The organism is Streptomyces sp. NRRL F-5123 (assembly GCF_000721495.1).
In the GTDB taxonomy this organism is placed as follows: Bacteria; Actinomycetota; Actinomycetes; order Streptomycetales; family Streptomycetaceae; genus Actinacidiphila.
In genome coordinates this window covers 39,334-65,009 of the sequence record NZ_JOHY01000058.1, presented here as the reverse complement: position 1 = coordinate 65,009, position 25,676 = coordinate 39,334, and the positions used below count along the sequence as shown (strand labels likewise).

The window sequence follows — 25,676 nt, the reverse complement described above, 5'->3', positions numbered from 1 at the left end:
GGTTCAGCCGAACGCCGACCTGTTAGCTAAGGCAAACCTTAGCAGCGGGGTCTACAGTCGTGTCGACGAAGGTCCTGCGGGAGGTTCCGGCGCGGCCCGGAGCGCTTGTCGCCGGTGCCCGAGGGCGCGCGGTCCGAGGCCGCGCCGGACGCGGTGCCGGTCACCGTCGTCGGACACGCCGTCGCCGCCGATGTCCCGGCGGCGCTGTTCGAACGCATCCTCAGCCCGCTGCTCGACAACGCCGGCAGGTACGCCCGGCGCGAGATTCTCGTGGAGTGCGTTTCGGCTCCCGGTGGAACACAGGTCCATGTCAGCGACGACGGCCCCGGCGTCCCCGCCCCTCTGGGTGCCGGGGTCTTCGAGGCCGGCCGCCGGGCCGACCCTTCCGACGGCCACGGCGGAGCGGGCCTCGGCCTCGCCCTGGCCCGCCGCCTGACCAGGAACGCGGGCGGCGGCATCACCGTGTCCGAGGCCCCCGGCCCCCTGGGAGGCGCGCACTTCGTCATCACCCTCCCCCGGGCGCCGGGGGCTGCGGCTCACTCGGTGTGAGGGTGTGCCAGTCCGTGGTCGTAGGCGAAGATCACGGCCTGGATGCGGTCGCGCGCCCCGATCTTGGCGAGGACCCGACCGACGTGCGTCTTCACCGTCGACTCCGACAGGACGAAGTGGGAGGCGATCTCGGCGTTGTTCCAGCCCTGGCCGACGGCGACGAGGATCTCCCGTTCGCGGTCGGTGAGGGAGTCCAGTCCCCGGCCCGCGCCGGGGCCGCCGGGGCGGGGCGGTGCCAGATGCGCGAAGTCGCGGAGCAGGCGGCGGGTGAGGGCGGGGGCGATCACGGCGTCACCGGCGGCTACGGCGCGGATACCGGAGAGCAGTTCCTCGGGGCGGGCGTCCTTCAGGAGGAAGCCGCTGGCCCCGGCGCGCAGGGCCGCGTGGACGTACTCGTCGAGGTCGAAGGTGGTCAGCACCAGGACGCGGGAGCGGTCGCCCGTGGCGGTGATCCGCCGGGTGGCCTCGATACCGTCCAGGCCCGGCATGCGGACGTCCATCAGGACGACGTCGGGGCGGAGCTCGGCTGCCAGGCGGACGGCCTCGGCGCCGTGCGCGGCCTCGCCCACGACCTCCGTCCCGGGGACGGAGCCGAGCAGCAGCCGGAAGCCGTAGCGCTGGAGCGGCTGGTCGTCCACGATGAGCACGGTCGTCATCCCGCACCGTCCAGCGGGGTGAGGTCGAGAACGGCCTCGACGGTCCAGCCCGGGCCCTCGGGGCCCGCCCTGAGGCTTCCCCGGTAGAGGGCGGCGCGTTCGCGCATACCCACCAGGCCGTGGCCCTCCTCCTTCGCCGGACCGCGTCCGCGGGCGTCGCCGCCCGCGCCGGTGTCCCGGGCCCTGAGGGTCAGCCGGGAGGGCTCGGCGACGATCTCCAGGTTCACCCGGGTGCCGGTTCCGGCGTGCTTGAGGGAGTTCGTCAGAGCCTCCTGGGCGATGCGGTAGACGGTGAGCTGCACCCCGCTGTCGAGGGCTTCTACGGGGCCGGAGGTGCGGTAGACGACATCGGGGCCCGCGGCCCGCACGCCGTCGCACAGGGCGCCGATGTCGCCGAGGCCGGGCTGCGGGTGCAACTCGGGCCCGTCCTGCGTCCCGCCGGAGGCCTCCCGCAGGACGCCGAGGACGCGGCGCAGTTCGCCGAGCGCCTGGCGGCCCGTCTCGCCGATGAGGTGGAGGGCTTCCCTGCCGCGTTCCGGAGCGGTGGCGCCGGCGTAGCTTCCCGCGTCGGCGAGGGTGATGATGACGGCCAGGTTGTGGCCGACGATGTCGTGCATGTCGCGGGCCACCCGGGCGCGTTCGGCGGCGGCGGCGAGCCGGCCGCGCTGGTCCCGCTCGACCTCCAGCCGGGCCGCGCGGTCGCGCAACCCGGCGAGCTGGGCCCGCCGGACCCGCACCACGAGGCCGAGCGCCAGGGCCGCGGTCGCCGTGCTGAACAGGAAGAACAGCGCGTCCCCGACCGACACCGCGGCCGACGCCCGCACCGCGACCAGCACCATGGCGGCGGCCGTGGCCCCGCAGGCCCACGGCAGCTGCCGCAGCCGCCCGTGCAGGGCGAGGCTGTACAGGGCGATGAGCAGCGCGACGTCCGCGCGCAGCGCCGCGCCCAGCCAGAACTGGAGGACGAAGACGCCGGTCACGGCGCCGAACGCCGCTGCCGGACGGCGCCGCCGCCACAGCAGCGGTACGACGAGCCCGGCCTGGAGGGCGAGCATCCCGGCGACAGGCAGCCGGGCGAACGCCAGCCGGAAGCGGCGCGGCCCGTCGCCGTCCTCGCCGTGCAGCAGATCGGGCAGGCAGAACACCAGGAAGACCAGCACCGGCAGCGCGGTGTCCAGCACCCAAGGGTGCGCCCGGTCGGCCTGCCGCAGCCGCCGGCCGGCCCGGGTCAGCCGGGCGACCAGCGGCCCCGCCACGCCCAGGTCCGCGCCGGCGCCGGCTTCGGTGCCCGCGGAAGCGGCGGGGACGGAAACGGCGCCCGCGGAAGCGGCGGGGACGGAAACGGCGGAGACGCCCGCGGCAGCGGCCGGGAAGGCCGCTGCCGCGGGCGCGCCGGGGAGGGCGGCCCGGGAGGTCATGAGGGGCACCTTCTCATCGTGCGCGCCGTCACACGTCGCTGCGCAGCAGCCGGTAGGCGGCGCCGGCCAGGGCGAGCGCCGTCCAGCCGAGGAGGACCAGCAGGCCGGCGCCGGGCGACAGGCTGGTGCTGTCGTGGGTCAGGGTGAACATCGACTCCCCGGCGTTGCTCGGCAGGTAGCGGGTGATGTCGTCCCGCCACGAGGAGGGCAGCAGCGAGGCCAGGCCCGGGACGAGCATGAGCGCGGCGACGAGCACGGAGATGCCGCCGGCCACCGAACGCAGCAGCGAGCCCAGCGCCGTGCCGACCACGCCGACCAGGCCGAGGTAGAGCGCGGCGCCCAGCAGGCTGCGGACGACGCCGGCGTGCGAGAAGCCCATGGCCGCGGGTGTGCCCGAGACGATCCGGCTGCCGAAGAAGAAGGCGACGAACACGCCCACCAGGGCGACGACCAGCGCGACCAGGCCGAAGACGGCAGCCTTGGACCACAGCACCGGCAGCCGGCGCGGCACCGCCGCCAGCGAGGAGCGGATCATCCCGGTGGAGTACTCGCCCGCGGTGACCAGTACGCCGAGGACGCCGAGCGCCAGCTGGGCGAAGTTGCTGCCGAAGAGCGACAGGCTCACGGCGGTGGACGAGGCGAAGTCGTGGTCCATGTGGGGGGAGCCGTACGTGGACTCGTACCGCCCGGACGCGATCAGCCCGAACGCGACGAGGAAGAGCAGGCCGAGCCCGAGGGTGATCCAGGTGGAGCGCAGGGACCAGAGCTTCTCCCACTCCGAGGCCAGCACCCGCCGCCCGGTCACCCGGTAGGCGGGACGGGCGGGGGCCGCGGGCGGCGGCGTCTGCTCCGTCGCGGTGAGAGTGGTCATGCCGTCCTCCCGAGGGGCTCGGCGGTCGTGCCGCTGCCTGTGGTGGAGCCGTGGTACTCGACGGCGTCCCTGGTCAGATCCATGAAGGCCTGCTCCAGCGACACCTGGCGGGTGCTCAGCTCGAACAGCGCGATCCCGTGCTCTGCGGCTTTCAGGCCGATCTCCCGTGCGGTCAGACCCGTCACCTGCAGTTCCTCGGAGCCGATGTGCCCGATGACGTCCACGCCGGGACCGGCCAGGACGTCCCGCAACCCGGCCGGGTCCTGCGAGGCCACCTGCACGGTGTCGCCGCCCGCCGTGCGGACGAGGTCCTGCACCGTGGTGTCGGCCAGCAGCCGTCCGCGGCCCACGATGATCAGGTGGTCGGCCACCAGTGCGACCTCGCTCATCAGGTGCGAGGAGACGAAGACGGTCCGGCCCTCGGCGGCGAGCGAGGTCAGCAGGTTGCGGATCCACAGGACGCCCTCGGGGTCGAGCCCGTTGACGGGTTCGTCGAGCATCACCGTCTGCGGGTCGCCCAGCAGCGCCGCGGCGATGCCGAGCCGCTGGCCCATGCCGAGCGAGAAGGCCCCGGCCCGCTTTCCCGCCACGCTGCCGAGCCCGGCGATCTCGATGACCTCGTCGACCCTGCGCTGCGGGATGCCGTGCGTCAGCGCGAGTGCCTTGAGGTGGCGGTACGCCGACCGGCCCGGGTGGACCGACTTCGCCTCCAGCAGGGCGCCGACCTCCTGGAGCGGCGCGCGGTGCTGCGCGTAGTGCCGGCCGTTCACCGTGACGGAGCCGCCGGTGGGGGCGTCGAGGCCGACGATCATGCGCATCGTGGTGGATTTTCCCGCGCCGTTGGGGCCGAGGAAGCCCGTCACCGTGCCGGGCCTGACGGTGAAGTCCAGGCCGTCGACGGCGGTCTTCTCGCCGTAGCGCTTGGTCAGCTCTCGTGCGTCGATCATGGGCGCGCTCTTCCTGTCGGGGTTCGGCGTCCGCGGGCCGGCGCCTCACCTGCAACGCTAGGTCCCGGCCGCGGCGATTCCGTGGTACCGGAGGCTGAACCGCGCAGGCGCGCGTGGTACCGCGGTATTACGCAGGGAGCGGCCGTTCGCGACCATCTCCTACGAGTTGTAGTATCACGCCGGACCGTGTGACCGACGGCGGCCCTCTCCGTCACCGCGCCCCGCAAGGAGCCCCCCGTGATGTCCTCCGCACGCCACTCCCGCCCCGGGCTCACCACCGCGGGCGCCCTGCGCGTCCCTCAGATCACCGCCGTGTTCTGGCTGGTCAAGGGGCTGTCGACGGCGATGGGCGAGTCGGTGTCCGACTACCTGGTGGGCGTGATGGCCCCTCCGCTCGCGGTGCTGCTGGGCTTCGCGGCCTTCCTCGCCGCCCTGGTGGCGCAGTTCCGCGCCGCGCGCTACCGGGCCTGGACGTACTGGTCCGCGGTGGCCGGGGTCGGCGTGTTCGGCACCATGGCCGCCGACGTCGTCCACGTCGCGGTCGGCGTCCCGTACGCCGTCTCCAGCCTCGTGTACGCGATCGCGCTGGCCGCCGTCTTCGCCTCATGGCGGGCGACCGAGAAGACCCTGTCCGTGCACAGCATCGACACGCCGCGGCGCGAGGCCTTCTACTGGGCGGCCGTCATGGCCACCTTCGCCATGGGCACGGCGCTCGGCGACCTCACCGCCGTCACCGCGCACCTGGGCTACGGCCCCTCGGCGGTCCTCTTCGCCGTCCTCATCACGATCCCGGCGGCCGGCCGGTACTGGCTGCGCTGGGACGCGGTCCTGACGTTCTGGACCGCGTACGTCATCACCCGCCCGCTCGGCGCCTCGATCGCCGACGGGCTCGCCAAGCCCAGGAGCAGCAGCGGACTCGGTTGGGGCGACGGCCCGGTGGCGCTGGTGCTCGCCCTGCTGATCGCCGCCCTGGTCGCCTACCTCGCGGTCAGCCGATCGGACGTCCAGCCCGAGCCCGCCGAGCAGCTGGAGACGGTACGGACCTGACGCGGCCGGCCCGGTCCGCCCCGGGACAGGCCCGCGCCGGGACGACCGGCGTGCAAGCCGCGGCGGGCAGATGCCGGGCGGCGGCGGGGCGGGGCGGCGAGGTGGCCGCGTCGAACAGGACGTCGACGTCCTGCGCGGCGAGGGCGGTGCTGGCGCAGCAGGCCGTCATGAGGGCCGCGACGGTGACCACCAGCCGACGGCGGGCGGGCCGGCGGGGTACCAGCAGCGCCGCGACGCGCTGCGGGACCGGGCCGGAGGTGGCCGCGAGCGCCTGCGCCGGCGCGCGTTTGGCCGCCAGGGCCGCCCTGGCGATGGCCCGCGCGACGAGCGGGCGGCCCCCCACGACGTCGGCCGCCTCCTCGTCGGCCCAGCGCTCCAGCGCGAAGGCGCCCGCCTTCCACAGCGGGCGCAGCAGCGGGTTCACCGCCGCGCAGATCTGGAGGACGAGCAGGAAGACGTGGTGGCGGTGCCGCAGATGGGCGCGCTCGTGCGCCAGCAGCGCCTGCCGCTCGTCCCGGGAGAGCGCACGGAGCATGCCGGAGGACACCACGACCCTGCCGGGAGCCCCGGGCAGGGCGAAGGCCGCCGGTGCGGGGTCGTCCACGACCGTCAGGTCCCCGGCGGCGGGCAGATCGCGGCACTCGCGCCACATGCCGACCAGCACGGTGACCCGGCGCCACGATGCCACGACCATCGCGGCGGCGCAGCCGACCAGCGCCAGCGCGCACGCGGCGCCCACCGGCCGGTCGAAGGGGGCGTGCGCGGCCAGCACGTGCGGTGACCAGCGCCCGGCCTCGGCCACCTCGGGGATCTGGCCCACGAGCGTGGAGCCGATCATCGCCAGGCCCGCGGCCCACACCCCGGCCGAGACAACCGCGGCCGACAGCAGCAGCCACGCCGCCGTCCGGGGCGGCAGCAGATCGCGGAAGCGCGGCGCTGCCAGCGCCAGGAGCGTGCCGACCAGCAGGGGCGCGCACAGGCCGATCCTGATGCTGCTCACGCCCGCACCTCCCGCGTGCGCGTCCGCACTGCCCGCGTCCGCACTGCCCGCGCCTGCGCCGCCCGCACACCGCCGGTGCGGCCGTGACGCCGTCCCGGATCGCGCGGGAATCCCGCGGGCCCGCCCGTGCGCACCACGGTCAGTCCCGCGTGCCCGGAGAGCGGGTGGCGCCGCCGGTGTCCGGGCCCGTCATGTGGTCGCGCAGGAGCTGCTCCAGCAGCTTCTCGTCCTCGGTGGGCAGCTCGGAGACGAAGCGGGCCAGCACCGCGGCACGGTCCCCGCCGCGCTCCAGCAGATCCCGCATCCCGGCCGCCGCATGCCCGGCCTCGTCGCGCACGGGCGAGTAGAGGTAGCCGCGCCCCGCGCGCGTCCTGGTGACCAGCCCCTTGTCGTACAGCCGGGTCAGGATCGTGAGCACCGTCGTGTACGCCGGATCACCCGCGACCTGCTCGCGTACGGCCCCCACGCCGACCGGCTCACCGGCCGCCCACAGCGCCGCGAGCACCTCGCTCTCCAGCTCGCCCGGTGCGCGTCGCCCGGCTGCCGCGCCCTCCTGCCCGCTCACATCGCCGCCCCTCGTCAATCGGACCAGACTACTACCGGTCGGGGAGCTGCCCCGGCAGCCGGCCCACCCCGCCACGGGCGGTGTGCCGTGCCCGCGCAGCGGACCGGCGGAGAGGCCGCGCGCCTGGCAGTGGTCCAGCAGCCGGAGGAGCGCGGCCAGGGTGGTCAGCCGGCTCCTTGCTCCGCGGGACGGCCGACGTCCTGAGTGGCGGCCCAGGAGGCGAGCAGGCGCAGGCTCTCCTCGGACGGCGAGCCGGGCTCGGCGGTGTAGAAGGCGCGGGCTAGGTGGTTGGCGGCGAGGATGTCCATGCGCCCGTTGCGGACGAAGGCGGGCCCGGCGGTGACGGCGTCCAGCACCCACTGCAGGCTGCGGTGCGGCGTCCAGGTGCGGCTGGTGCGGCAGCGGGGCCGGGTGAGGACGTCGGAGCCGTGCGCGGCCTGGGCCAGATGGAGCAGGTGGGCGCGTTCGGCGTCGTCGAACTGGAGGGCGCGGGCGACGGCTTCGAGGACGGCCGGGGAGACGCCGCCGAGGCTGCCGCGTTCCAGCTTGGCGTAGTACTCCACGCTGACATCGGCCAGGCCGGCGCTCCCCCGGCACCACCGCGCCGTGCGGCGGGCCGAACGCCTCGACCACGGCGCGCCGTCCACCACGCGGCCGAGGAGATCACCGGCCGCGGGCGGCGGGCGACCGGCGCCGTCCGCGACGTCACCGACGAACAGCAGGCGGACCGGTGACCCGGCGGCCCTCACGCCCCCGGAGCAACCTCGCCGTCGTCGCCGCGCTCGGCCACCGGGCGTGCCTCGCGGTTGCGCTCCCGGGCGGGTCAGCCCCCGGCCGCCGCGGCCGGGGGCTGACGGCGGTCAGGCCGCGGACGCGGCCAGCGCGTCGAAGGGGGCGGGGGCGCCCGGCGGTGGCAGACAGACGAAGAGCCGGTGGCCCGGCGTCGGGAGCGTCAGCAGGGTGTACGGGAGGGTGTCCGCGGCGAGGTGGGGATGCGCCACCCGCAGCTCGCCCTCGCCCGGCACGCCCGCGCGGTGCATGTCCCACAGCGCGGCGAACTCCGGGCTCTCCGCCGACAACCGGGCCACCAGGCGCGCCAGGCCGGGGTCCGCGGGCCGGCCGGCGTACTCGGTGCGCAAGGCCGCCACCAGTTGCGCGCCGATCGAGCCGCCGGGCTCGCGGTTGGCCGGTGCGGCGGCGCCGTGCGGGCAGCAGAAGACCTGCCACAGCAGATTGCGCTGGTGCGGCGGGCGTTCGGCCAGGCCCGCCATGAGCGCGCCGCCCAGCCGGTTCCAGGCCAGCAGGTCGAACCGCGGGCCGGTGACGAAGGCGGGAGTGCCGGTCAGCGCGTCGAGCATCGCCCGGGAAGCCGGGGTGACGGGTCCGGGTGCCCCGGCCGGGCGAGGCCGGCGGGGGACCGCGATCGTGTGCAGGTACGCACGCTCGGCATCACCCAGCAGCAGGGCGTGCGCGAGGGCATCCAGCACCGCCGGGGTCGGGACGCGGGGGCGGCCCTGCTCCAGCCGCGTGTAGTAGTCGGGCGAGATGCCCGCTCTGGCCGCCACCTCCTCGCGGCGCAGCCCCGGGGCCCTGCGCCGTCCGCCCGCCTCCAGCCCGACGTCGGCGGGGGTGAGTCGGGCGCGTCGGGCCCGCAGGAACGCTCCCAGCACCGTGTAGGCCATGGCCCTACGGTAACGGCCGCCCGTGCGGGGGCCGGGCGGTCCTGGGCCGGCCTGGCCGATGGTGGGCGGTGCTCGGCGCAGGCAGGGTGCGGGCATGGGAATTCTTCAGGGCAAGGTCACCGTGGTCACCGGCGCGGGGCGCGGGATAGGGGCCGCGGCGGCCCGGCTGTTCGCGGCGGAGGGCGCGCGGCTGGTGCTGGCCGCCAGGACCGGGGCGGAGGTCGGCGCGCTCGCCGCCGAACTCGTCGCGGCCGGGGCCGAGGCGGTGGCCGTGACGGCGGACGTGACGACCGCGGAGGGGGCGCAGCGCCCGGTGACGGCGGCGATCGAGACGTACGGGCGGCTGGACGCGGCCTTCGACAACGCCGGCGCCGGGCCCGTGCCCGCCCCGCTCGCCGACCGGGACGAGGACACCTGGGACGAGGTCCACGCGCTCAACCTGCGCGGCACCTGGTTGTGCCTGCGCGCGCAGCTGCGGGCAATGGCCGCGGCCGGCGGGGGCGGTTCCGTCGTCCTCAACACCGGCGTCGGCGCGCTGGTCGGCGGCTTCGGTGACGGCACGCAGCAGGCCGCCAAGCACGGCATGACCGGGCTGGTGAAGGCGGCCACCGCCGACTACGCGGCGCAGGGCATCCGGGTCAACGCCATCGCGCCGGGTGTCGCGCGCACCTCCGCCACCGAGGCGTTCTTCGCCACGGGCCCGCAGTTCGCGGCCGCCGTCGCGCGCGCCACCCCGCTCGGCCGGGTGGCGGAGCCGGCGGAGTTCGCCGAGGCGGCAGCCTGGCTGCTCAGCGACCGCGCCTCGTACGTGACCGGTGTGACGCTGCCCGTCGACGGCGGCCTGACCGCAGTGCGCACCTTCACCTGAACCGCCCGCCCGCCCGAGTGCCCGACCCCCGGCCGGCACCGCCCGCCCGCGCGGCGCCGCCGGTCAGCACGCGCCTGCCCCATCGCCGATGACCTGGTCCCCGTCTCGGGCGAGCTGGTGTCCCGCGTCACCGGACCTTGACCGCGTGCCATCGAACGTCGACGAGCGCGGGTTCATGTCGTCGACATGTGATCGCACAGGTCGGAGGCTCGCCAGAGCGCCGGATTCTCAGTCCAGCGCTGTGTCGAAGGTCGTGCGGTTGGCCGAGGTGTAGGCGTACTCCCGCTCCGACCACCGGACTCGCCCGGCGATCTCGTGGTCGTCGGCGACGTGCGGCGAAGGGCCCGCAAGGTGGCTGCGCCACCACCGGGCGTTTCGGGTCTGGCGGTCGAGGGCGGCATCGACGAGGCAGGAGCGGGAGGTGGCGTCGAGCCCGTACGCGTCAGCGAGGACGCGTACCTGTGCGGCCTGGACGACAGCGGGCGGAGCGTCGGGCTTGGAGGAGATGCACCAGGTCCACGCCATGTAGCCGAGGTCCTCGAGGGGATCGCCGGGGGCAGCGGTGTCGAAGTCGATGAAGGCGACGGGCACGTCGTCCGCGAAGACCGTGTTGTTCGGTCCCGGGTCGTGGTGGCACACCACGGGGTGCCGGCCGGCCAGGCCGCTGCCGCGGGTCGCGTCGTGGAAGGCGCGGAGCAGGGAGCCGGCGGCAGCCACCTGGGGATCGGTCCAGCGCCTGAACCGGGCGGGCACCTGGCCGGGAAGGTAGGTGAGGATCTCCCGACCGGCCCCGTCGAACCCGAGGTGACGCGGAGCGCCGGTGAAGCCCTTCCGCCGGAGGTCACCGAGCAGTTCGGCGACGAACGAGGACGACACGGTGGCCGGCCTCCGGACGGTGTTGCCGACCCTGACCACGCCCGGGGTGATGCGTCCTCCGGACAACGGCACTTCGTTTTCCATGGCTGCATCCTGCGTGACGACCACCGGTCGGTCTCCGGTGGCGGCACCGGTGAAGGGTTCTACCGACGCCGACCGGCAGGAGAACTTCGCTGTCGTTCGACCGGCGCACTTCGTCAGCATATGTTGACACACTCTCGTTCGTCAGCATATGCTGACGAGCATGGAAAGCACACTCGCAATCGCCGAGGGTGCCGCCAGCAACGACCCAGATGTCGGGCTCCGCGCAGTGGCCGCCCTACGGGAACTCACCGAACGGCTGGAGATCCTCCAAGTCGAGAACGCGCGGAAGCTGGGATGGTCCTGGCAGGACATCGCCGAACGCCTCGGCGTCACCAAGCAGACCGTGCACCGCAAGTACGGCCGGCTCATCGGGAGGCGATGATGTTCGAACGCTTCGCCCCGGACGCCCGCACCGTCGTGGTCCAGGTCCAGGAGCACGCGCGCCGGCTCGGACACAACTTCGTGGGCTGCGAGCACCTGCTGCTCGCCATCGTTTCCACCGACCAGCCGGCGAGCGCCGTTCTGCGTGAGCACGGCGTCACCCCGCAGCACGTCGAGGACGAGATCGCCCGTCAGGTCGGACCGGGGGTCGGCTCCCGCCTGTTCGGCACCCTCAACCGGGACGCGCTGGCTTCCATCGGGATCGATCTCGACACCGTGCGCGCCAAAATCGAGGAGTCCTTCGGACCCGAAGCCCTCGCCCGGGCCGACCGAGCCGTCCACAGGGAGTCCTCCCCGTCCCGGCTGAACCCCCGCCGCGCGGTGCCCCCCGGCCTCGTACCCCACTGGCGCCGACGCCGCCGCGCGGGACGCGCCGTCCTCACGGCACCGGCCCCCACCCCCACCGGTCGCCGGCAGACCCCCGGTGCTCGCCCCACCGGCCACATCCCGTTCACCCCTCGTGCCAAGGAGAGTCTGGCGAACGCCGTCCGCGAGGCGCAGGCCAGGCACGACAACCACATCGGCATCGAGCACCTCGCTCTCGGCCTCCTGTCCGTGAACGGCGGGCCGGTGCGTTCCGTACTGTCGGCACTCGACGCCTCCGCCCCGGCGTTGCGCGCCGCGATCGTCGCCCGCTACCGGAAGGCGAGCTGATCCCGCTCCCTGCCGAACCGCCGATTCCCCCCAACTCCAGGTCAGGGCCTGTCTCATCCGCTCCGGACGACGCCTGCTGACACGTCATGGCACAGGGTCCGCCAGGCCACTTTCCGGGGCCGGAGGGCGCGCACGCAGCGGTGGGCGGCGCCGGAAACGGCACCGCCCACCGCTGCAGGAAGAGCGCTCAGATCAGCGCGTTGTAGATCTCCCAGTCCGAGCCGATGACCGTACGGGTCAGGAAGGGGGACGCGGCGTTGCCGGTCGCCTGGTAGAGCCAGAGCGTGCCCGCGGCGTCGCGGCCGACCATGTCGGGCCTGCCGTCACCGGTCACGTCGCCGGATGCAGCGATGGCGTTGTAGGTGTTCCATCCCGACCCGATCGACGTGCGGGCCTGGAAAGGCGACGCGGCGTTGCCGGTGCCCTGGTAGAGCCAGAGCGTCCCGGACGAGTCCCGCGCCACGATGTCCGCCTTGCCGTCCCCGTTCAGGTCACCCGTGCCGACCAGGGAGCTGTAGCCGCTCCAGCCGGGACCGATCGACGTGCGGGCCTGGAAAGGCGACGCGGCGTTGCCGGTGCCCTGGTAGAGCCAGAGCGTCCCGGACGAGTCCCGCGCGATGAGGTCGGCCTTGCCGTCCCCGTTCAGGTCACCCGTGCCGACCAGGGAGCTGTAGCCGCTCCAGCCGGGACCCACCTGCGTACGAGGGGCAAAAGGCGCGTTCGGATTGCCGGTGCCCTGGTAGAACCACAGCGTGCCCGACGCGTCGCGGCCGACGACCGTACCCGTACCGTCCGACATCTCACGGCTGACGCTGGTGAAGGTGTCGTACAGGTCCCAGTCCTGGCCTATCAAGGAACGCGTGGCCAGCGGAGCCGCCGCCACACCCGTGCCGTGGTACTGCCACAGCGCGCCGGAGTTGTCCCGTGCCAGCAGTGTGCCGAGCTCGGACGGCGGCGGCACGCCGACACCGGTGAGCTGCTCCAGCTGCGCGCCCTGCCCGGCGTCGCCCGTCAGTTCGTACGTGGACGTCTGCGTGCCGATCGCGGTCGGCGAGAACGTCACCGTCTGCCGGACGCTCTGCTCGGGGCCGATGACCAGGCCCTCGGGCAGCGGGTCGGAGCTGGTGAACACACCGGCCGGCGCCTTCGCCTTGGTGATCGTCACCGGGATGTTCCCGGTGTTGGTGATCGTGAAGTACTTGGTGCTCGACGTGTCGTGGACCACGCCTCCGAAGGACAGGGTCGACGGGGTGAGCGTCAGGTGGCCCTGGCCGGTGATCGCGGTGCCGTCGATCGGGATCGTGAGCGGGCCGCTGGTGCTGGTCAGGGTGATCGAAGAGGCGTGGTCACCGGTCGCCGTCGGGGCGTAGCCGACCTGGACGACGATCGAGCCCTGCGCCGGGATCACGGTCGGGTTCGCGGGGTCGGCGCTCGGCAGGTTGTCGGCCGTGAACGGCCCCGTCGGCGGGGTCACGCCGGTGATGGTCTCGGGCTCGGTGCCGGTGTTCGTCACCTGGACGTTCGCAGTCGCCGCGGCGCCGGTCGGCTGGCTGTCGAAGGACACCGTGCCGGGGAACGCCGCCAGGCCCGGCTTCGTACCGACGCCGTGCAGGCTCAGGGCGAAGCTGCCCGCGTCCGTGGCCAGGGTGAGCGTGCCGCTCGCGCCCAGGACCGCGGTGGGCTTGAAGGTCACGGGCAGCGAAACCTGCCCGCCGGCCGGGACCTTGAGCGGCAGCGACGAAGTGTCGGCGGTGAACGGGCCGTCGACGGTGGCGCTGCTGATCGTCAGGTCGTGGGACGGGTTCTGGTTCTCCGTCAGCACGACGTCGCCGGCCGCCGAGCCGCCCACCGGCACGAGTCCGAACTCCGCCGGGCCTCCCTTGAGCGGGCTGGCCGCCGGGTTGCCGAAGGCGTAGACCTTGCCGTCCCGCGTGCCGATGAAGACCTGCCCGCCGTCGGTGGCCGGGGTGGCGAACTTCGGCGCGGTGCCGATCGGCGCGGACCACACCAGCGGGAGCACGCCGTTCCCGTCCGGGACCGCGCCGTACGCGCGCAGCTCTGCGTTGACGCCGGTCGGGCCGCCCGACCGGACCACCCACACCAGGGCGCTGCCCGAGCTCGTGCCGTCCGAGGTCACCACGGGCGATCCGCTGGTGTACGGGAAGGTGTCCTGGCTGGACCCGGCCACGCTCAGCGCGGGATTGCCGGCGCTGGTCACGCCGCGGTGCAGCGCGGTCAGTGAGCCGTTGTTGCCGACGAGGTAGACGTAGCCGCCGTCGCCGCCCCAGACGCCGGGGTGGCCCCACTGGCCCTTGAGCGGTCCGGTGGTCCCCACCACGGCGTCGGTGCCGCCCGCGCCCTGCGAGCGGCCGCCGAGGTGGTCGCGGTCCAGCAGGAAGACGCGGCCGTCCTTGCCCTGCTGCACCATCAGATGCGGGTGCGAGGCGGTGCCGAAGCTGTCCGGGAGGCCGACGGGGCCGCCGGAGGCCAGGTCGGTGTCCTGCTGGTCCAGGGTCGGCGCGTTGGACGGGCTGAAGAAGTCGGCAGCCTTCAGGCTCTTGTCGGCCTGCACCTGGAGCCGTACGACGGACTCCGCGAGCGTGCCGGGCGGCGAGGTGCCCACGCCGGGCGCCGGGCTCACGCCGTTGCCGGTGGCCACGAAGATCCGGTCGGGGCCGTCCGAGACGATGCCCCCGCCGGACTGCCAGATGCCGGCGCCGCTGTTGCTCGCGCCGGTCTCCGTCGCCCACATCGAGGTCACCGACGGATTGGCCGTGCTCACGCCCACGACGTAGCCGCGGTACGGCTGGGCGTCGCAGTGTCCGCCGAACGCGGCGTACACGACGCCGCCGAGCAGCAGCAGGCCGGGCCGCTGCATCTCGTACGCCGGCAGGAAGGGCTGCTTGGGGTCGTTCGAGGGCGCACCCTGGATCGTCACGGGGAAGCCCGGCTTCTCCGCGCCCGTGACCGGGTCGATCGCGTGCATGTACCAGTGCGGGTTCAGCGTGCTGGACCCGTCGTTCACCTTGGTGGTGAGGTAGACCGCGCCGCCGGCCTCGTCGTACACCGGTGCGGCGGTGCTGCCGACGGTCGGCGCGAGGTCGCCGCAGTTGAGCGTGGACGCCGGCCACGCGGGCCCGAACGTGCGCTTCCACTGCACGGCGCCGGTGGTGCGGTCGAGGCCGTAGGCGACGTTGTTCTCGGTGACCACGACCACCGTGCCGCCCACGACGAGCGGCTGCGCGTAGATCTGCCCGTCGAGCTGCGCCGGAGCCTTCCAGAGCTGCCCGAAGGACGAGGACCGCACGTCACTCGGGCCGAGGTCCGGCTCGACCTGGTCCCAGCCGGTCCGCAGGTCGTCCTGCGAGCCGGTCGTCTCACTCGCCTGAGCTGACTGCGGAACGCCGCCGAAGCCCATCAGGCCCGCGGCCACCGCGGATGTGACGGCGAGCGCCGTGCGGCGCCGCCACGTGCGTCTGCGCGCGCCACGGGTGGCGCCGGATTCCCCCCTGGACGTTGCCAAGGAATCCCCCTCCTGAGTCCCCATGAATCCCTGAGATCCCCCACGCCATCCCGCCACGAAGTGCCTCGCCGACCACGTGAGGGGCCGCGGCACAGGGGCCGCAACGTGCTGCATGCAAGCACATAACTGGCCTACGTACGCGCGAAGTTCGGTGTGATCCCAGCTGTTCGCCGAATGCGGGTCCAGGCTTCGGCCGGCCCTTGGCCGCCGGACATCCCCGGTTCACCGCGGAGGCCGGGCTGTTACGCGTGAGGTTCCGGATCCGCTACGGCCCGGGAGGCCTCGGCGGTGACTACGGACGTCCGCAGCCGGCCTGCGAGCAGGGCCGTGCTCGGCGTGGAGTCGCCGCCGGCGCCCGCACGATCGTCCCCTGCCCGGGACAACGCATCCGGCGCCACAGCGTCCTGACCACGGGGCGCGGGGCCGGGTGGCCCGATCTGTTCTGCGGCTGTCCCGGTTCCGTCGTTTGGCCGACCACCCGGCCCGGCAGTCAGCCCAGCAGCGCGTCGAGGAACGGGGTGGACAGCACGTGGTGCGGGTCGAGCCGGCCGAGGACCGCGACCGCCTCGTCCCACCCCGGGCCGCCGCCCGCGCGGTGCGAGGCGGGGATGGCGCCGGTGAGGACGTCCTGGTCCGACCAGGCGGCGGTCTCGGTGTAGGCCCAGCCCTTGGACCACTCCACGCGGACGGTCGCCCGGTCCCCGTCCAGGGCCAGCAGGAACTGCTCGACCTCACGGTAGAAGCGGGGCAGGGCGGGTGTCGCCGGCAGGGAGAGGATGTCGATCCACACGGCGGTGTCGGCGTCCGGCCGGTCGGGACGCGGCCGCAGGGCGGACAGCAGCGGGGGTCGCGCACCGGGGACGCCGCACGCGGAAGGGTCCTCCAGACCCGTCACCCGTATCTCCACCTGGCCGTTGACCGGGTATTCGCCGCGGGCCGCGTACTGCGCGAGGAGCGTGCGGTAGAAATCGGCGAACCGGCTGACCACCCACTGCAGATCGGCGCGGCGGACGAGGACGGCGTAGCCGTTGGCGGTCTCGCGCAGGGTGGTGGGCCGCACGTACTCCAGCAGGTTGCGGGAGGCACCCCACAGGTCCGAGCGCAGCCCGTCCGCCAGCAGGTGGGTGAGCACGTCCCCGGTCAGCACGTCCTGTACGAGCGTCCCCGAGAGTAGGACGTCGGTGATGTCGCCGGTCAGCGCGACCTTGGCCAGCAGGTACTGGACCTGCCCGAAGAGCGGCGCGCTCGCCCAGGCCCCGGAGACCAGGTCCCCGGCGAGCCGGGCCACCGGCTCGGGGATCGAGTCGGAGAAGGGGTAGTTGTACGGTTCGGAGACGGCACGGGCGGCGAGGGGCCTGTCCGGGGTGACGGTCCAGGTCTTCAGCCAGGGCTTGTCGGTGAAGGCGAACCAGATCGCCTCCGCCCGGCCGGCGGCGTCCACGAACCCGGCCAGGGTCCGGGTGCCGGCCGGAGCGCCGGGGGCGGCGAACAGTTCGGTGGCGGGGATGTCCAGGTAGGACCGGCAGCGCAGGTTGCTGTCGGCGCCCACCCGCAGGACGGCCTCGGTGACGAGCGAGCGGCCGAGGTGGGTGAGGAGCGCGTCGCAGTCGGGTTCGGCCCGGCCGACAGTCCGCAGGACGTAGCGGCCGGCGCCGCCGTCCCACACGACCGCGGTCAGCTCGGTGACCAGGTTGCTCAGCGAGCCGTAGCCGTGGCCCGGTGACGGGGTCTCGCCGGCCGCGGGGACGGCGGTGCCGTGCGCGCCGACGGCGAGTGCGCCGCCGACCGAGAGGTCGCCGGGCGCCGGCGCGGCGGTGACCCCGTATCCGCCGGTGCCGGCGAACGCGAGCAGCGCCTCCAGCGAGGCGCCGGCCTGGACGCGGACGGTGGCGGAGCCGTCCGCCGCCTGCTCATCCACTGTCATCGCGGTCAGGTGCGCGGTGGTGTCCAGCAGGATGACGCGGGTCGCGGCGAGTGTGCCGTCGGCCACCGTGAGCGGGGCCCAGCCGTGCCGCCGGCCCTGCGCGCGGGCGGTCCACCCGGCGCCGTACGCCCAGTTGACGACGTCGAGGACCTCCTGGGGAGTGCGCGGTGCGCACGTCCACAACTCGTCGGTGCGGATCTCGCCGGCCCAGTTCTCGTAGGCGCGCTGGTAGACGTCGAGCCCGGCCGGCAGACCGGGCGGCGGTCCCGCGGCCGCGTGGGCACTGCCCGGCCGGACCAGCCCCCGCAGCAGCCAGACCGCACCGCCCGCGGCGGCCGACGACGCGAGCAGCCTGCGCCGCGACAGGGCCCCACCCTGGTCCGAAGGATCGTCCGCCATCCCCGCCACCCCTCCCCTGCGCCGGACCGGCGCTGCCGGGTCGCTCGCGCTCGCACGTTACTTATCGGCGAGGGACGCCACGGCCGTGCGTTCGCGCAATTCACGTGATCGAGTGGTCATCCCGCGAACTGTCCCTCCCGGAGCGCTCCTGTCGTGTAAAAGGCGTGTCCGGCGTGATGGGCGCCTCAGGGGTGTGCGCCGTTCATCCCGGCGAGCGCGCGGCGGAAGCCGGCGGCGGTCGGCGGACCGTCGCGCCAGCGGGCACCCACGTGGTCGTCGGGCCGGACGAGGAGTGCTCCGTGCGGGCGCAGGCCGCAGAACTCCGCGTGCCGGCCGGGGAGGGCCTCGACACGGATCGGCCACGGGGCGGCTGCCAGGTCCGCCCACCGGCCGGGATCGGGGGTCAGCAGTGTGAACCACTCCCCCACGGCGTCGAGCGAGGAGCGGCCGGGCGCCAGCCACAGGTGCGGCATCCGGCGGCCGGGGTCCGCGGTGGGGACGTAGCGGGTGGCCCCTTCCTCGGACCTGCCGGACCCGTCGGACGCGCCGGGCGGCGGTCCGGGCGCGGAACCGCAGTCGCCGAGGACGGCGCCGGAGCGGTAGGTGGGGCCGAGGACGAGGCCGAGCTGTGCGAAGTACTGCTCGGACCAGGGCAGTTCCAGGCGGTCCGGCGCCCGGCCGGTGCTGCGCTGCTCGCGCCGCCGGTCCTGCACCCGGAGCAGGAGCCGGGTGTTGGCCACCGCCTGCCGGAGCGTCCGGTGGGCGACGGGGTGCCGCTCCGCCGGGTAGCTGTCCAGCAGGTCCGGCCCCGCCCAGCCGTGCAGCACGCCTGCCAGCTTCCAGCACAGGTTGTGCACGTCGGCGATGCCGGCGTTCATGCCGAGGCCGCCGACGATGGGGATCGCGTGCGCGGCGTCGCCGGCCAGCAGGATCCGGCCGTGCCGCAGCCGGTCGGCGACGAAGGCGTTCATCACCCAGTGCCCCACCCTCGACACCTCGACCCGCACCTCGTCGCCGGTCCCGAGGGCACGCGTGAGGAGGCCGGGCCAGTCGGCCTGCCCGGCGCCGTCGGGCGTGGGGACGAACCACGCCCAGCCGCCCTCGGGGTAGAGCGGGGCGAACATGCCCTGCGCGGTGAAGTAGACGCCCGCCGGGCGGCCGTCCGACCAGCGGCCGAGATCGGCGTCGAACACGACGGTGGTGAAGCCCCCCATCGCGCCGGGGCCGGTGGTGCCGATACCCAGCAGATCCCGGACGGTGGAGTTCGCCCCGTCGGCGGCCACCACGTAGCGGGCCCGCACGCGCGACGGCCCGCCGCCGCCTGCGAGCAGCGCCACGACGCCGTCCGCCTCCTGTGTCAGCCCCACCAGTTCGGCGCCGAAGTGCACCGGGCCCCCGGCCGCACCGATGAGGACAGGTTCCAGCCGGTCCTGCGAGGTGACCACTCCGGTCACCGGGCTCTCGGGCACCGGCGCGTCGATCCCCACCATCGCATCGGTGGCGTAGTCGGGGTCCCGGAAGGTGTCACGGAAGCGGACGCGACCGTACTCCGGCGCGAGCGCCGCAGCGGCGATGCCGGCGGCGAGGCCGAGCCGGCGGTAGATCTCCATCGACCGCAGGTTGACCAGCCGGGACCGAGGGAAGGGCGACAGCGCGCGGTGCTTCTCGGCCAGCACCACCCGCACGCCCCAGCGTTCGAGCAGGGCACGGGCGGTGAGCCCGACCGGCCCGCCCCCGACGACCAGCACCTCCGCCTCGGCGTCCGCCACGGGCATCGGACCTCCAGGGCATCCTGGGCGAAAGAGCCGTACACCCCATGCTGATCCGGTACGGACGGCGGAGCCACCCGGCTGATGCACGCGGGTGATGCACGCGGGTGATGCAGTGCAACGAGAGCGGCTTCTCCTGCCGGGTCCTGCAGAGCGTCTTCATGCCCTTCCTCGGCCCGGCAGCCGGCCCGGTGCGACGCCGTCCCCTCCAGCGGTGACGGACGGTGATGACGACGTTGGGGAGGCCCAACGTGAAGTGCCCCCTCGGGTCCGGGCACTTCCGTCTTGTCCTGCGAGGTCCAGCCGTTGGTGGCTGCGGATCCTCGTCTCGTACAGCGCTGCTCTGCCGCGCCTCCGACGTGCAGCCGGCGTGCCGTCAGCCGTAGCAGCGGACCTCGAAGACCGATGCCGGGACGTCGCCGTGGGGGGCGGGGATCTCCAGCGACAGGTCGTCGGTGGTCACCGGCTCGTCCAGCACGATCACGTTGCGGGTCTGGTGATTGTCCCGGCGCTCGGCGATGACGTGGCCGGAGGCGCGCCGGGTGTAGTCACGGACGCAGAAGGGGACCGCGCGTTCGGTGTGGTCCCCCAGAACCGACTCCATCGCGTGGTCGTGGTCGGTGTCGAAGGCCAGGTGGACGCGGGAGATCCGCCGCGGTTCGGGCCAGCGCAGGTGCAGGGCGGGGCGGGGGTCGTGCGGGGCGGCGGCCCAGGCGTTGGGGCGGTCGGTCGGGCGGGCGTGGCCCGTGCGCAAGGACTCTACGGGCCAGGCGCGCAGCGGCGGGTCGATCGTCAGGGCGAGATTGCGGCCGTCCGGGCGGCGCTCGGGCGTCCAGAACACGGGGCCGGCCGACAGCGGGGTCGGCGTCCTGCGCGGAAGCGTTCCGCACCGCCAACAGCCCCGTCACCCTGGCCTCCGTGGTGCGGACCGTCACGTGGTCGTTGCGCAGAACGGTCACGAAGACGTAGCGGGGCCGGTCCAGCACCGCGTCCGCATCGATCTTCACCGCCTGGTCCTGCCCCGGGGCGAGTTCGACGTCCTGGGCGGCGAGCACCGTGTCGGGGGTGTAGTCCTCGGGGCCGCAGCCGGTACGGACCTCCACCCGCAACGTCGTCGGCGCCGACACATCCACCGTCAAGGTGAACTGCGGCACCCGGCCCGCAGGCAGCGGCAGCAGCTGGGCACGGGAGAAGTCCAGCGGCACCACCGGACCGTCCGCGGGAGCGGCTGCGTACGCCCTGTGCGGGCGGCGGCGAGGCGGTGCGGCTCGCCGTACGGGCCGATCCGTCGGTGCGTGGGACGGCCGCCTCCTTCGACGCGGCCACCGCGGCGGCCCGCGTCACCCGTCCCGTACTGGTCGCCGCCGCGCCCCGATCCCGTCGTGCCCCCGGTCGGGCAGTTCGCGGTGTTCCGCGCGCTCACCGGCCCGAAGGCCCGGCTCGCCCTCGCCGCCGGGCATGTGGAGCACCCGGGCCGGGCCGCCGAGGACCGGCTGATGCGCGCGGCGTTCGCGCAGTGGCTCCGCGACCCGCCGCCCTCCGCGTGAGGGGCGCGGCGACCTCAGTGGTGGCCGTGAGCGGTGTCGGCCGCGCCGCCGAAGAGGCGGGCCACCGCGCGGAACGGCAGCGTGACGACGGTCGCGATCGCGTGGCCGACGGCTTTCAGGACGTCCGCCATGGCGGTGAGCATCGAACCCACTCCCCTTCTCCTGGCCGGGGCCGCCCGGCGGTCCCGGGCCGGTCCCCTGCCTCCATGCGGCTACCCCGCCCGCTCGCGTCCATGAGTGCGATCGTTCATCGCCCGGCCGCTACCCGCGATTCGTGACGACGGCCGCGGCTCACGGCACCTGCCCGCGTGCCCCTGGGTAGGACGGGGGGGCGGAGCGGTCCGGGGTCGAGCAGGGTCAACGCAGCCTGACCTGCAACGCGACACGCGGCATCACCACAGGTTCAGGAAGCTCCGCACGTCGTCGTAGCCGTCCCGCGCCCGGCCGTCCACGTCCGACGGGTCCGCCTCGGACCGCGCCGCCTCGGCCTCGTAGTGGGCCTGCTCGGTCGATGCGGCAACGCAGCGAGGTGCCGTGCCGGGCGTCGCAAGCCGGTGAACCCTCCCGGTCACAGCACTAGGGGATCAGAAGGGCGCGCAGGGCGGCGGCGCCGCCCTGCGCGAGCCAGTCGGACAGGGTCCGCAGGCCCGGGTGGATGACGCGCAGCGCCTCGATGTCGGCGTGCCAGCGCTCGCCGGAGCTCCAGCGCCGCCGGACCTCGGCGATCGACGGGCTCAGCGCGGCGCCCTCCTCGTGGGTCAGCTGCTCGTAGCGCAGCCGGGTCCCGGTCGCCGCGCCGATCGTCGCGACGGCCTCGGCGGGGGTCGGCGCGTCGCCTGCGAGTTCCAGCGTGCGGCCGGCGAAGCGCTCCGGCTGGTCGAAGGCGAGGGCGGCGAACTCGGCGATGTCTTCCAGGGCGATGATCTGCACGGGCTCGTCCGGCGGGAAGAGGTGCCGGTGGACACCACCGGAGAAGCCGTCGATACCGAGGCCGGGCGAGCCGAGGTAGTTGGACATGAAGCGCACCGGGCGCAGCACGGTCACCTGCGGGACGCGCTCGCGCAGGTAGTCCTCGATGTCCCGCTTGCCCGGGGCGGCGAACGCGGCGCCGGAGGTCGAGGCGACGCCGGTGAAGACCACGTGGCGGACCCCCGCAGCGACCGCCGCGTCGGCCAGGGCCCGGCCGCGGGCGACCTCCAGGGCCTGGTCGCTGCCTCCCGGCCCCCACGTGGCCGGCGGTACGGCGAACAGCCCGGCGGCGCCCTCCAGGGCCGGGGCCAGGGTCGACGGCTCGTCGAAGTCCGCGACGGCGAGTTCGGCGCCGATGTCGGCGAGCGCCGCGGCGCGGGGCGAGGCCTTGTCGCGGACGAGCACCCGCACCGCGCGCCCGCCGGCCAGCAGCCGCCGGGCGGTCGCGCCGCCCTGGTTGCCGGTGGCGCCGGTCACGACGACGGGGCCGTCGACCGGGCCCGAAGCGGGGCGGGGGGCGGGTTCCGGGGCAGGCGCGACGGTGCGGGTGGGCCGGGTGGCGGTCATGTCGTACTCCCTTTCCCCGGGGGCTGGTTGGCAGGGAACACACGCGGCGCCCCCGGGACAGATGGAATACTTCAGCCCGGTTGAGCGTCGTCCTCAAGGGGTTTCGTGACATGACCGCAGCGACCGTCGGGGGTGACCGGGCCGACGCCCGCCGCAACCGGGCCAAGGTACTGTCCGCCGCGGGCAAGGCCTTCGCCGCCGGGGGGCTGGAGGTCTCGCTCGGCGAGATCGCCCGCCGCGCGGGCGTCGGCGCGGGCACCGTGTACCGGCACTTCCCGACGAAGCAGGCCCTGCTGGAGGCGGTGTTCGCCCGGCACCTGGACGGCCTCGCCGCCTCCGGGGAGCGGCGTTCGGCCGGGTCCGGGCCCACCGAGGCGTTCTTCGGGTTCCTCATGGACGTGGTCGAGATGTCGCACCGCGGCGGCCCCGTGTGCGAGGTCGTCGCCGCCGAGGCCGGCTGGCCGCGCCCGGCGCTGACCGCCTCCCTGCTGCGCTTCCACCAGGTCCTGACCGCCCTGCTGCACGCCGCGCAGCGCGCCGGGGGCGTCCGCCCTGACATCGGCCCCGAGGACGTCGTCGCCCTCACCGTCGGGTGCGCGGCGACGCTGGCCGCCCGCCGCGACCGCGCGGACGGCCTCCGGCTCGTCCGGCTGACCCTCGACGGCCTGCGGACCGCCGCCGTCACGGAACCCACCTCTTTTCGTGACAACGCCGCCCGCGGCCGCGGCCGGGACGCCGCCGCGCGCTGCGAGGAGTGCGGGGACGCGCTCGCGCCCCGGCCCACCGGCCGTCCCGTCCGCTTCTGCGGCGCGGCCTGCCGCCAGCGGGCGCACCGGCGCCGCCTCGCGGGCCGGGCGGGCGGCGACGCCATCCTCCCGATGGCCGAGGTCCGCCCTCCGGTCCCTTGAGCACCTCACGCACCAACGGCACGCTGGGACCGCTCACCTCAGCGGGGCGGTACGGGCCCCCGGCCGGTCACAGGGAGCCGCGTCCGGCGGGGGAAACGGCGCCGCCCGAGCCTGCGCCCCCGCCCGGGGGCCGAACGCGGCCGGGGGCACCCCCACCGGGAGCAAGCGGCACGGGCGGGAGCGCACGCCTTCATCCGCCTGGTACGTGGGGGCGCGACCGGACGACGTGGGAACACCGCGCAGCGTCGACTCACCGCTCGCCGTGGCCGGGGTTCCGCCCAAGCGGCGGCACAGGCCGGCCAGGTCGGGTCCTCCGCTGGTCGCGGGTCCCGGCCACCTTGACGAGGTTGTCCAGCTCGGCGGCCCGCCCGGCGGCCAGCCGGGCGGTCCATTCCTCGTCGTGCATGCTGTCGGCCGTCATGGTCACCCGCGTTCCGCCGTCGGCGGTCGCACGCAGTTCGACCTCGGTGAGGAACTCGTACGGCTCGACGCCGGGGACGAAGTCGGCGAGCGTGGCGTAGGCCAGCCGCCGGGCTGGCTGGACCTCGGTGAACGTCTTGTGCGAGGTGGAGCCCAGCGGCAGGCCCGCACTCTCCATGAACGCGATCTGCTCGGGGCCGGTCGCGGTCATCGTGTAGGTCAGCGTGCCGCCGACGCGCAGGTCCAGGGCGTCCACCCGCACGGTGAAGCCCTCCGGCGCCCACCAGGCCTCGATGCCGGCCCCGGTGGTCCACAGCTCCCAGATCCTCTCCGGTGCGGCGTTGCAGGTGCGCTCGAGCCGGATCTGCTGCGTGGTCATGCTCTCTCCTGGTTTCCCGAAACGGGCACGCCTGTGAAGAGTTGGACGCCGGCGGGGGCGTTCCGTCATCGGTGCCCGCCGTCGCCGCCTTCGGCCGGCAGTCTGAGCGGCAGGCCGAAGGCGGCGACCAGGTGGGCCTCGAACGTGGTGATCTCCACGATGCGACCGGCCTCGACGCGCAGCACGTCGACCATCTGCGCCCGGTACACCGAGGTCCCCGGTCGCTGCACGTAACCGGCGACGGCCGGCTGCCGGTTGGCCCGGACCGGCAGGTGCCGCCAGCGGCCGAAGTACCCCGGCGAGGCCGGGTCGAAGACGCGGCCGAGCTGCCGGAGCAGCGCGTCCCGGCCCGCGAACCACACCGGATTGGGCGGCATGGTCACCACCACGTCGACGCCGAGCAGGTCGGCCATCATCGACACGTCCGCGCGTTCGGCCGCGGCCGTGTAGCGGCGCACGACGTCCTGCTCCTCCTGGCTGCGCTGCCCGACCGCCCAGTCCGCCCGCTGCCGGGGCAGCCGCTCGCGCAGCGTCCGCCGGGCGCGCTGCAGGGCGCTGTTGGTGGCCGCGGCGCTCATGTCCGTCAGCGCCGCCACCTCCTCCACGGGGCGGCCCAGCACGTCCCGGAAGATCAGCACCGCGCGCTGCCGGGGCGGGAGGTGCTGGAGCGCGGCGAGGAAGACCAGTTCCACGGTCTCCCGCGACTCGGCGGCGGCCTCCGGCTGCTCGTCGCCGGACGGCAACTCGTCGAGCAGCCGGTCCGGATAGGGCTGCAACCAGGGCAGGCGGTCCGGCGGCCCGCCGCTGCCGGACTCGATGCCGGGGACCGGCTCGTACCGCCGGGGGCGGCGGCCGGTGCGGCGCAGGTGGTCGATGCAGACGTTGGTGGCGATCCGGTAGAGCCAGGTCCGCACCGCCGCCCGGCCCTCGAACCCGGATCGGTCCCGCCAGGCCTTGAGCAGCGTCTCCTGCACCAGGTCCTCGGCGTCGTCGTAGGAGCCGACCATGCGGTAGCAGTGCAGGTGCAGCCATTTGCGGTGCGGTTCGACGAGCGCGGCGAAACCGGCCTCGTCACCGGGCGGTCGCTCCCGGGTTTTCGTCACGTCGACCCGCGTGACGTCATGGGCCAGCCGCCGCAGCCTGCGGACCGCCGCGCCGAGGGCCTCGGCGTCCGAGCGGAAGGCCTCCGGAGGCCGCAGGGCCAGTGTCTGCACCTGCCGCTCGATGTCCGCGAGGACGGCGGCCGCCGGCTGCTCGACCGCGGTGTGCCTGTCGCGGTAGGCGCGTTGGCGGCAGGCAGCCGAGCAGTAGACGGACCTCCGCCCGCGCCCGCGCTCCGGCAGCACGGCGGCGCAGACCTGACACTTCCGTCCGGCCACGGGCGCCTCCTGCCTTTCGTCACCGGGATGCGGTGTTACGAAAGACCTTAGGACGCCGCACGCCCTCGCCGGCGGCCCGCCCCGCGCGGCCGCCGGCCACCGCTGTTGTCCGCTGTCGGATGCGGCTGGGCCGTCCGGTGACGACGTGCGGTCCGTCACGGTGCGGGGGTGGACCTCCGCAGGGACGGCACCGTCCGGCGTCAGGAGCGGACGGCGTCCCGCCCGTCTAGCTGC

Annotated in this window: 24 protein-coding genes and 1 pseudogene; 7 read left to right on the top strand and 18 right to left on the bottom strand. The window is 74.6% G+C overall.

Annotated elements, in window-relative coordinates:
* Positions 1–114 precede the first annotated feature (114 nt).
* Positions 115–549 (top strand): ATP-binding protein, encoded by a 435-nt coding sequence (locus IH54_RS0132170; protein WP_031523740.1) that lies wholly within the window; start codon positions 115–117, stop codon positions 547–549.
* On the opposite strand, the gene IH54_RS0132165 is transcribed toward IH54_RS0132170, so the two are convergent.
* From IH54_RS0132165 to IH54_RS0132150, 4 genes are read right to left on the bottom strand one after another with little or no spacing between them, the layout of a single operon-like run.
* Complete coding sequence (locus tag IH54_RS0132165) at positions 537–1,205, bottom strand: response regulator (RefSeq protein WP_031523737.1); 669 nt, start codon at positions 1,203–1,205, stop codon at positions 537–539. The genes IH54_RS0132170 and IH54_RS0132165 overlap by 13 nt on opposite strands.
* The gene (locus IH54_RS0132160; RefSeq protein ID WP_031523735.1) at positions 1,202–2,623 is read right to left on the bottom strand and encodes a sensor histidine kinase; all 1,422 of its coding nucleotides are present in this window, start codon (positions 2,621–2,623) and stop codon (positions 1,202–1,204) included. The genes IH54_RS0132165 and IH54_RS0132160 overlap by 4 nt, the downstream gene beginning before the upstream one ends.
* Positions 2,624–2,651: 28 nt before the next feature.
* Entirely contained in the window at positions 2,652–3,494 is an 843-nt protein-coding gene (locus IH54_RS0132155) for an ABC transporter permease (protein WP_031523733.1), read from the bottom strand.
* A complete protein-coding gene (locus IH54_RS0132150) occupies positions 3,491–4,441 on the bottom strand; it encodes an ABC transporter ATP-binding protein (protein ID WP_031523731.1) in 951 nt (316 codons plus the stop codon). The genes IH54_RS0132155 and IH54_RS0132150 overlap by 4 nt, the downstream gene beginning before the upstream one ends.
* A gap of 240 nt (positions 4,442–4,681) precedes the next feature.
* Here IH54_RS0132150 and IH54_RS0132145 point away from each other — a divergent pair, with 240 nt between their 5' ends.
* A complete protein-coding gene (locus IH54_RS0132145; RefSeq protein WP_107060318.1) occupies positions 4,682–5,488 on the top strand; it encodes a hypothetical protein in 807 nt (268 codons plus the stop codon).
* Here the strand turns inward: IH54_RS0132145 and IH54_RS47275 are convergent.
* The 4 genes and pseudogenes from IH54_RS47275 to IH54_RS0132125 all read right to left on the bottom strand — a co-directional run bounded on the left by IH54_RS47275 (position 5,430) and on the right by IH54_RS0132125 (position 8,735).
* Positions 5,430–6,488, bottom strand: a complete 1,059-nt coding sequence (locus tag IH54_RS47275; protein WP_052398113.1) for a M56 family metallopeptidase — start codon at positions 6,486–6,488, stop codon at positions 5,430–5,432. The genes IH54_RS0132145 and IH54_RS47275 overlap by 59 nt on opposite strands.
* Positions 6,489–6,627: 139 nt before the next feature.
* Positions 6,628–7,053: a BlaI/MecI/CopY family transcriptional regulator gene (locus IH54_RS0132135; protein ID WP_052398112.1), complete on the bottom strand. Its 426-nt coding sequence runs from the start codon at positions 7,051–7,053 to the stop codon at positions 6,628–6,630.
* Positions 7,054–7,286: 233 nt separating this feature from the next.
* Positions 7,287–7,637: pseudogene (locus tag IH54_RS48175) on the bottom strand (helix-turn-helix domain-containing protein); the annotation flags it as partial.
* 276 nt (positions 7,638–7,913) lie between these two features.
* Positions 7,914–8,735: a helix-turn-helix domain-containing protein gene (locus IH54_RS0132125; protein WP_043182894.1), complete on the bottom strand. Its 822-nt coding sequence runs from the start codon at positions 8,733–8,735 to the stop codon at positions 7,914–7,916.
* Between the two features lie 94 nt (positions 8,736–8,829).
* Between IH54_RS0132125 and IH54_RS0132120 the strand changes: the two genes are divergently transcribed.
* On the top strand, positions 8,830–9,603 hold the full coding sequence (locus IH54_RS0132120) for an SDR family NAD(P)-dependent oxidoreductase (RefSeq protein ID WP_031523717.1): 774 nt from the start codon (positions 8,830–8,832) through the stop codon (positions 9,601–9,603).
* Positions 9,604–9,831: 228 nt separating this feature from the next.
* On the opposite strand, the gene IH54_RS0132115 is transcribed toward IH54_RS0132120, so the two are convergent.
* Positions 9,832–10,563, bottom strand: coding sequence for a phosphotransferase family protein (locus tag IH54_RS0132115; protein ID WP_031523715.1), 732 nt, complete (start codon positions 10,561–10,563; stop codon positions 9,832–9,834).
* 160 nt (positions 10,564–10,723) lie between these two features.
* On the opposite strand from IH54_RS0132115, the gene IH54_RS0132110 reads away from it, so the two are divergent.
* The gene (locus IH54_RS0132110; RefSeq protein WP_031523713.1) at positions 10,724–10,945 is read left to right on the top strand and encodes a helix-turn-helix domain-containing protein; all 222 of its coding nucleotides are present in this window, start codon (positions 10,724–10,726) and stop codon (positions 10,943–10,945) included.
* On the top strand, positions 10,945–11,658 hold the full coding sequence (locus IH54_RS40520; RefSeq protein WP_043182891.1) for a Clp protease N-terminal domain-containing protein: 714 nt from the start codon (positions 10,945–10,947) through the stop codon (positions 11,656–11,658). Before IH54_RS0132110 ends, IH54_RS40520 begins: the two co-directional genes overlap by 1 nt.
* A gap of 187 nt (positions 11,659–11,845) precedes the next feature.
* Here IH54_RS40520 and IH54_RS0132100 read toward each other — a convergent pair whose 3' ends face one another.
* From IH54_RS0132100 to IH54_RS42080, 4 genes are all read right to left on the bottom strand, one after another.
* Positions 11,846–15,181: a choice-of-anchor D domain-containing protein gene (locus IH54_RS0132100; RefSeq protein WP_159012206.1), complete on the bottom strand. Its 3,336-nt coding sequence runs from the start codon at positions 15,179–15,181 to the stop codon at positions 11,846–11,848.
* A gap of 490 nt (positions 15,182–15,671) precedes the next feature.
* Positions 15,672–17,504: a cholesterol oxidase substrate-binding domain-containing protein gene (locus IH54_RS0132095; RefSeq protein WP_031523707.1), complete on the bottom strand. Its 1,833-nt coding sequence runs from the start codon at positions 17,502–17,504 to the stop codon at positions 15,672–15,674.
* 185 nt (positions 17,505–17,689) lie between these two features.
* On the bottom strand, positions 17,690–19,279 hold the full coding sequence (locus IH54_RS0132090; protein WP_031523705.1) for an FAD-dependent monooxygenase: 1,590 nt from the start codon (positions 19,277–19,279) through the stop codon (positions 17,690–17,692).
* Positions 19,280–19,649: 370 nt separating this feature from the next.
* Positions 19,650–20,114, bottom strand: coding sequence for a hypothetical protein (locus IH54_RS42080; RefSeq protein ID WP_031523703.1), 465 nt, complete (start codon positions 20,112–20,114; stop codon positions 19,650–19,652).
* A gap of 541 nt (positions 20,115–20,655) precedes the next feature.
* Between IH54_RS42080 and IH54_RS45865 the strand changes: the two genes are divergently transcribed.
* Positions 20,656–20,820 (top strand): hypothetical protein, encoded by a 165-nt coding sequence (locus IH54_RS45865; protein ID WP_159012204.1) that lies wholly within the window; start codon positions 20,656–20,658, stop codon positions 20,818–20,820.
* A 14-nt stretch (positions 20,821–20,834) separates the two neighbouring features.
* Here IH54_RS45865 and IH54_RS46340 read toward each other — a convergent pair whose 3' ends face one another.
* The 3 genes from IH54_RS46340 to IH54_RS0132065 all read right to left on the bottom strand — a co-directional run bounded on the left by IH54_RS46340 (position 20,835) and on the right by IH54_RS0132065 (position 22,356).
* Positions 20,835–20,963: an LPFR motif small protein gene (locus tag IH54_RS46340; RefSeq protein ID WP_267965250.1), complete on the bottom strand. Its 129-nt coding sequence runs from the start codon at positions 20,961–20,963 to the stop codon at positions 20,835–20,837.
* 249 nt (positions 20,964–21,212) lie between these two features.
* Positions 21,213–21,392, bottom strand: a complete 180-nt coding sequence (locus IH54_RS0132070; RefSeq protein ID WP_031523700.1) for a hypothetical protein — start codon at positions 21,390–21,392, stop codon at positions 21,213–21,215.
* A gap of 4 nt (positions 21,393–21,396) precedes the next feature.
* A complete protein-coding gene (locus tag IH54_RS0132065) occupies positions 21,397–22,356 on the bottom strand; it encodes an NmrA/HSCARG family protein (protein ID WP_078862682.1) in 960 nt (319 codons plus the stop codon).
* A gap of 110 nt (positions 22,357–22,466) precedes the next feature.
* Here IH54_RS0132065 and IH54_RS0132060 point away from each other — a divergent pair, with 110 nt between their 5' ends.
* Positions 22,467–23,264 (top strand): TetR/AcrR family transcriptional regulator, encoded by a 798-nt coding sequence (locus IH54_RS0132060; RefSeq protein WP_052398110.1) that lies wholly within the window; start codon positions 22,467–22,469, stop codon positions 23,262–23,264.
* 250 nt (positions 23,265–23,514) lie between these two features.
* On the opposite strand, the gene IH54_RS0132055 is transcribed toward IH54_RS0132060, so the two are convergent.
* Complete coding sequence (locus IH54_RS0132055; protein ID WP_078862681.1) at positions 23,515–24,063, bottom strand: SRPBCC family protein; 549 nt, start codon at positions 24,061–24,063, stop codon at positions 23,515–23,517.
* A 65-nt stretch (positions 24,064–24,128) separates the two neighbouring features.
* Positions 24,129–25,442 carry an RNA polymerase subunit sigma-70 gene (locus IH54_RS0132050; protein ID WP_031523692.1) on the bottom strand — a complete coding sequence of 438 codons (1,314 nt, stop codon included), beginning with the start codon at positions 25,440–25,442 and terminating at the stop codon, positions 24,129–24,131.
* Positions 25,443–25,676 lie beyond the last annotated feature (234 nt).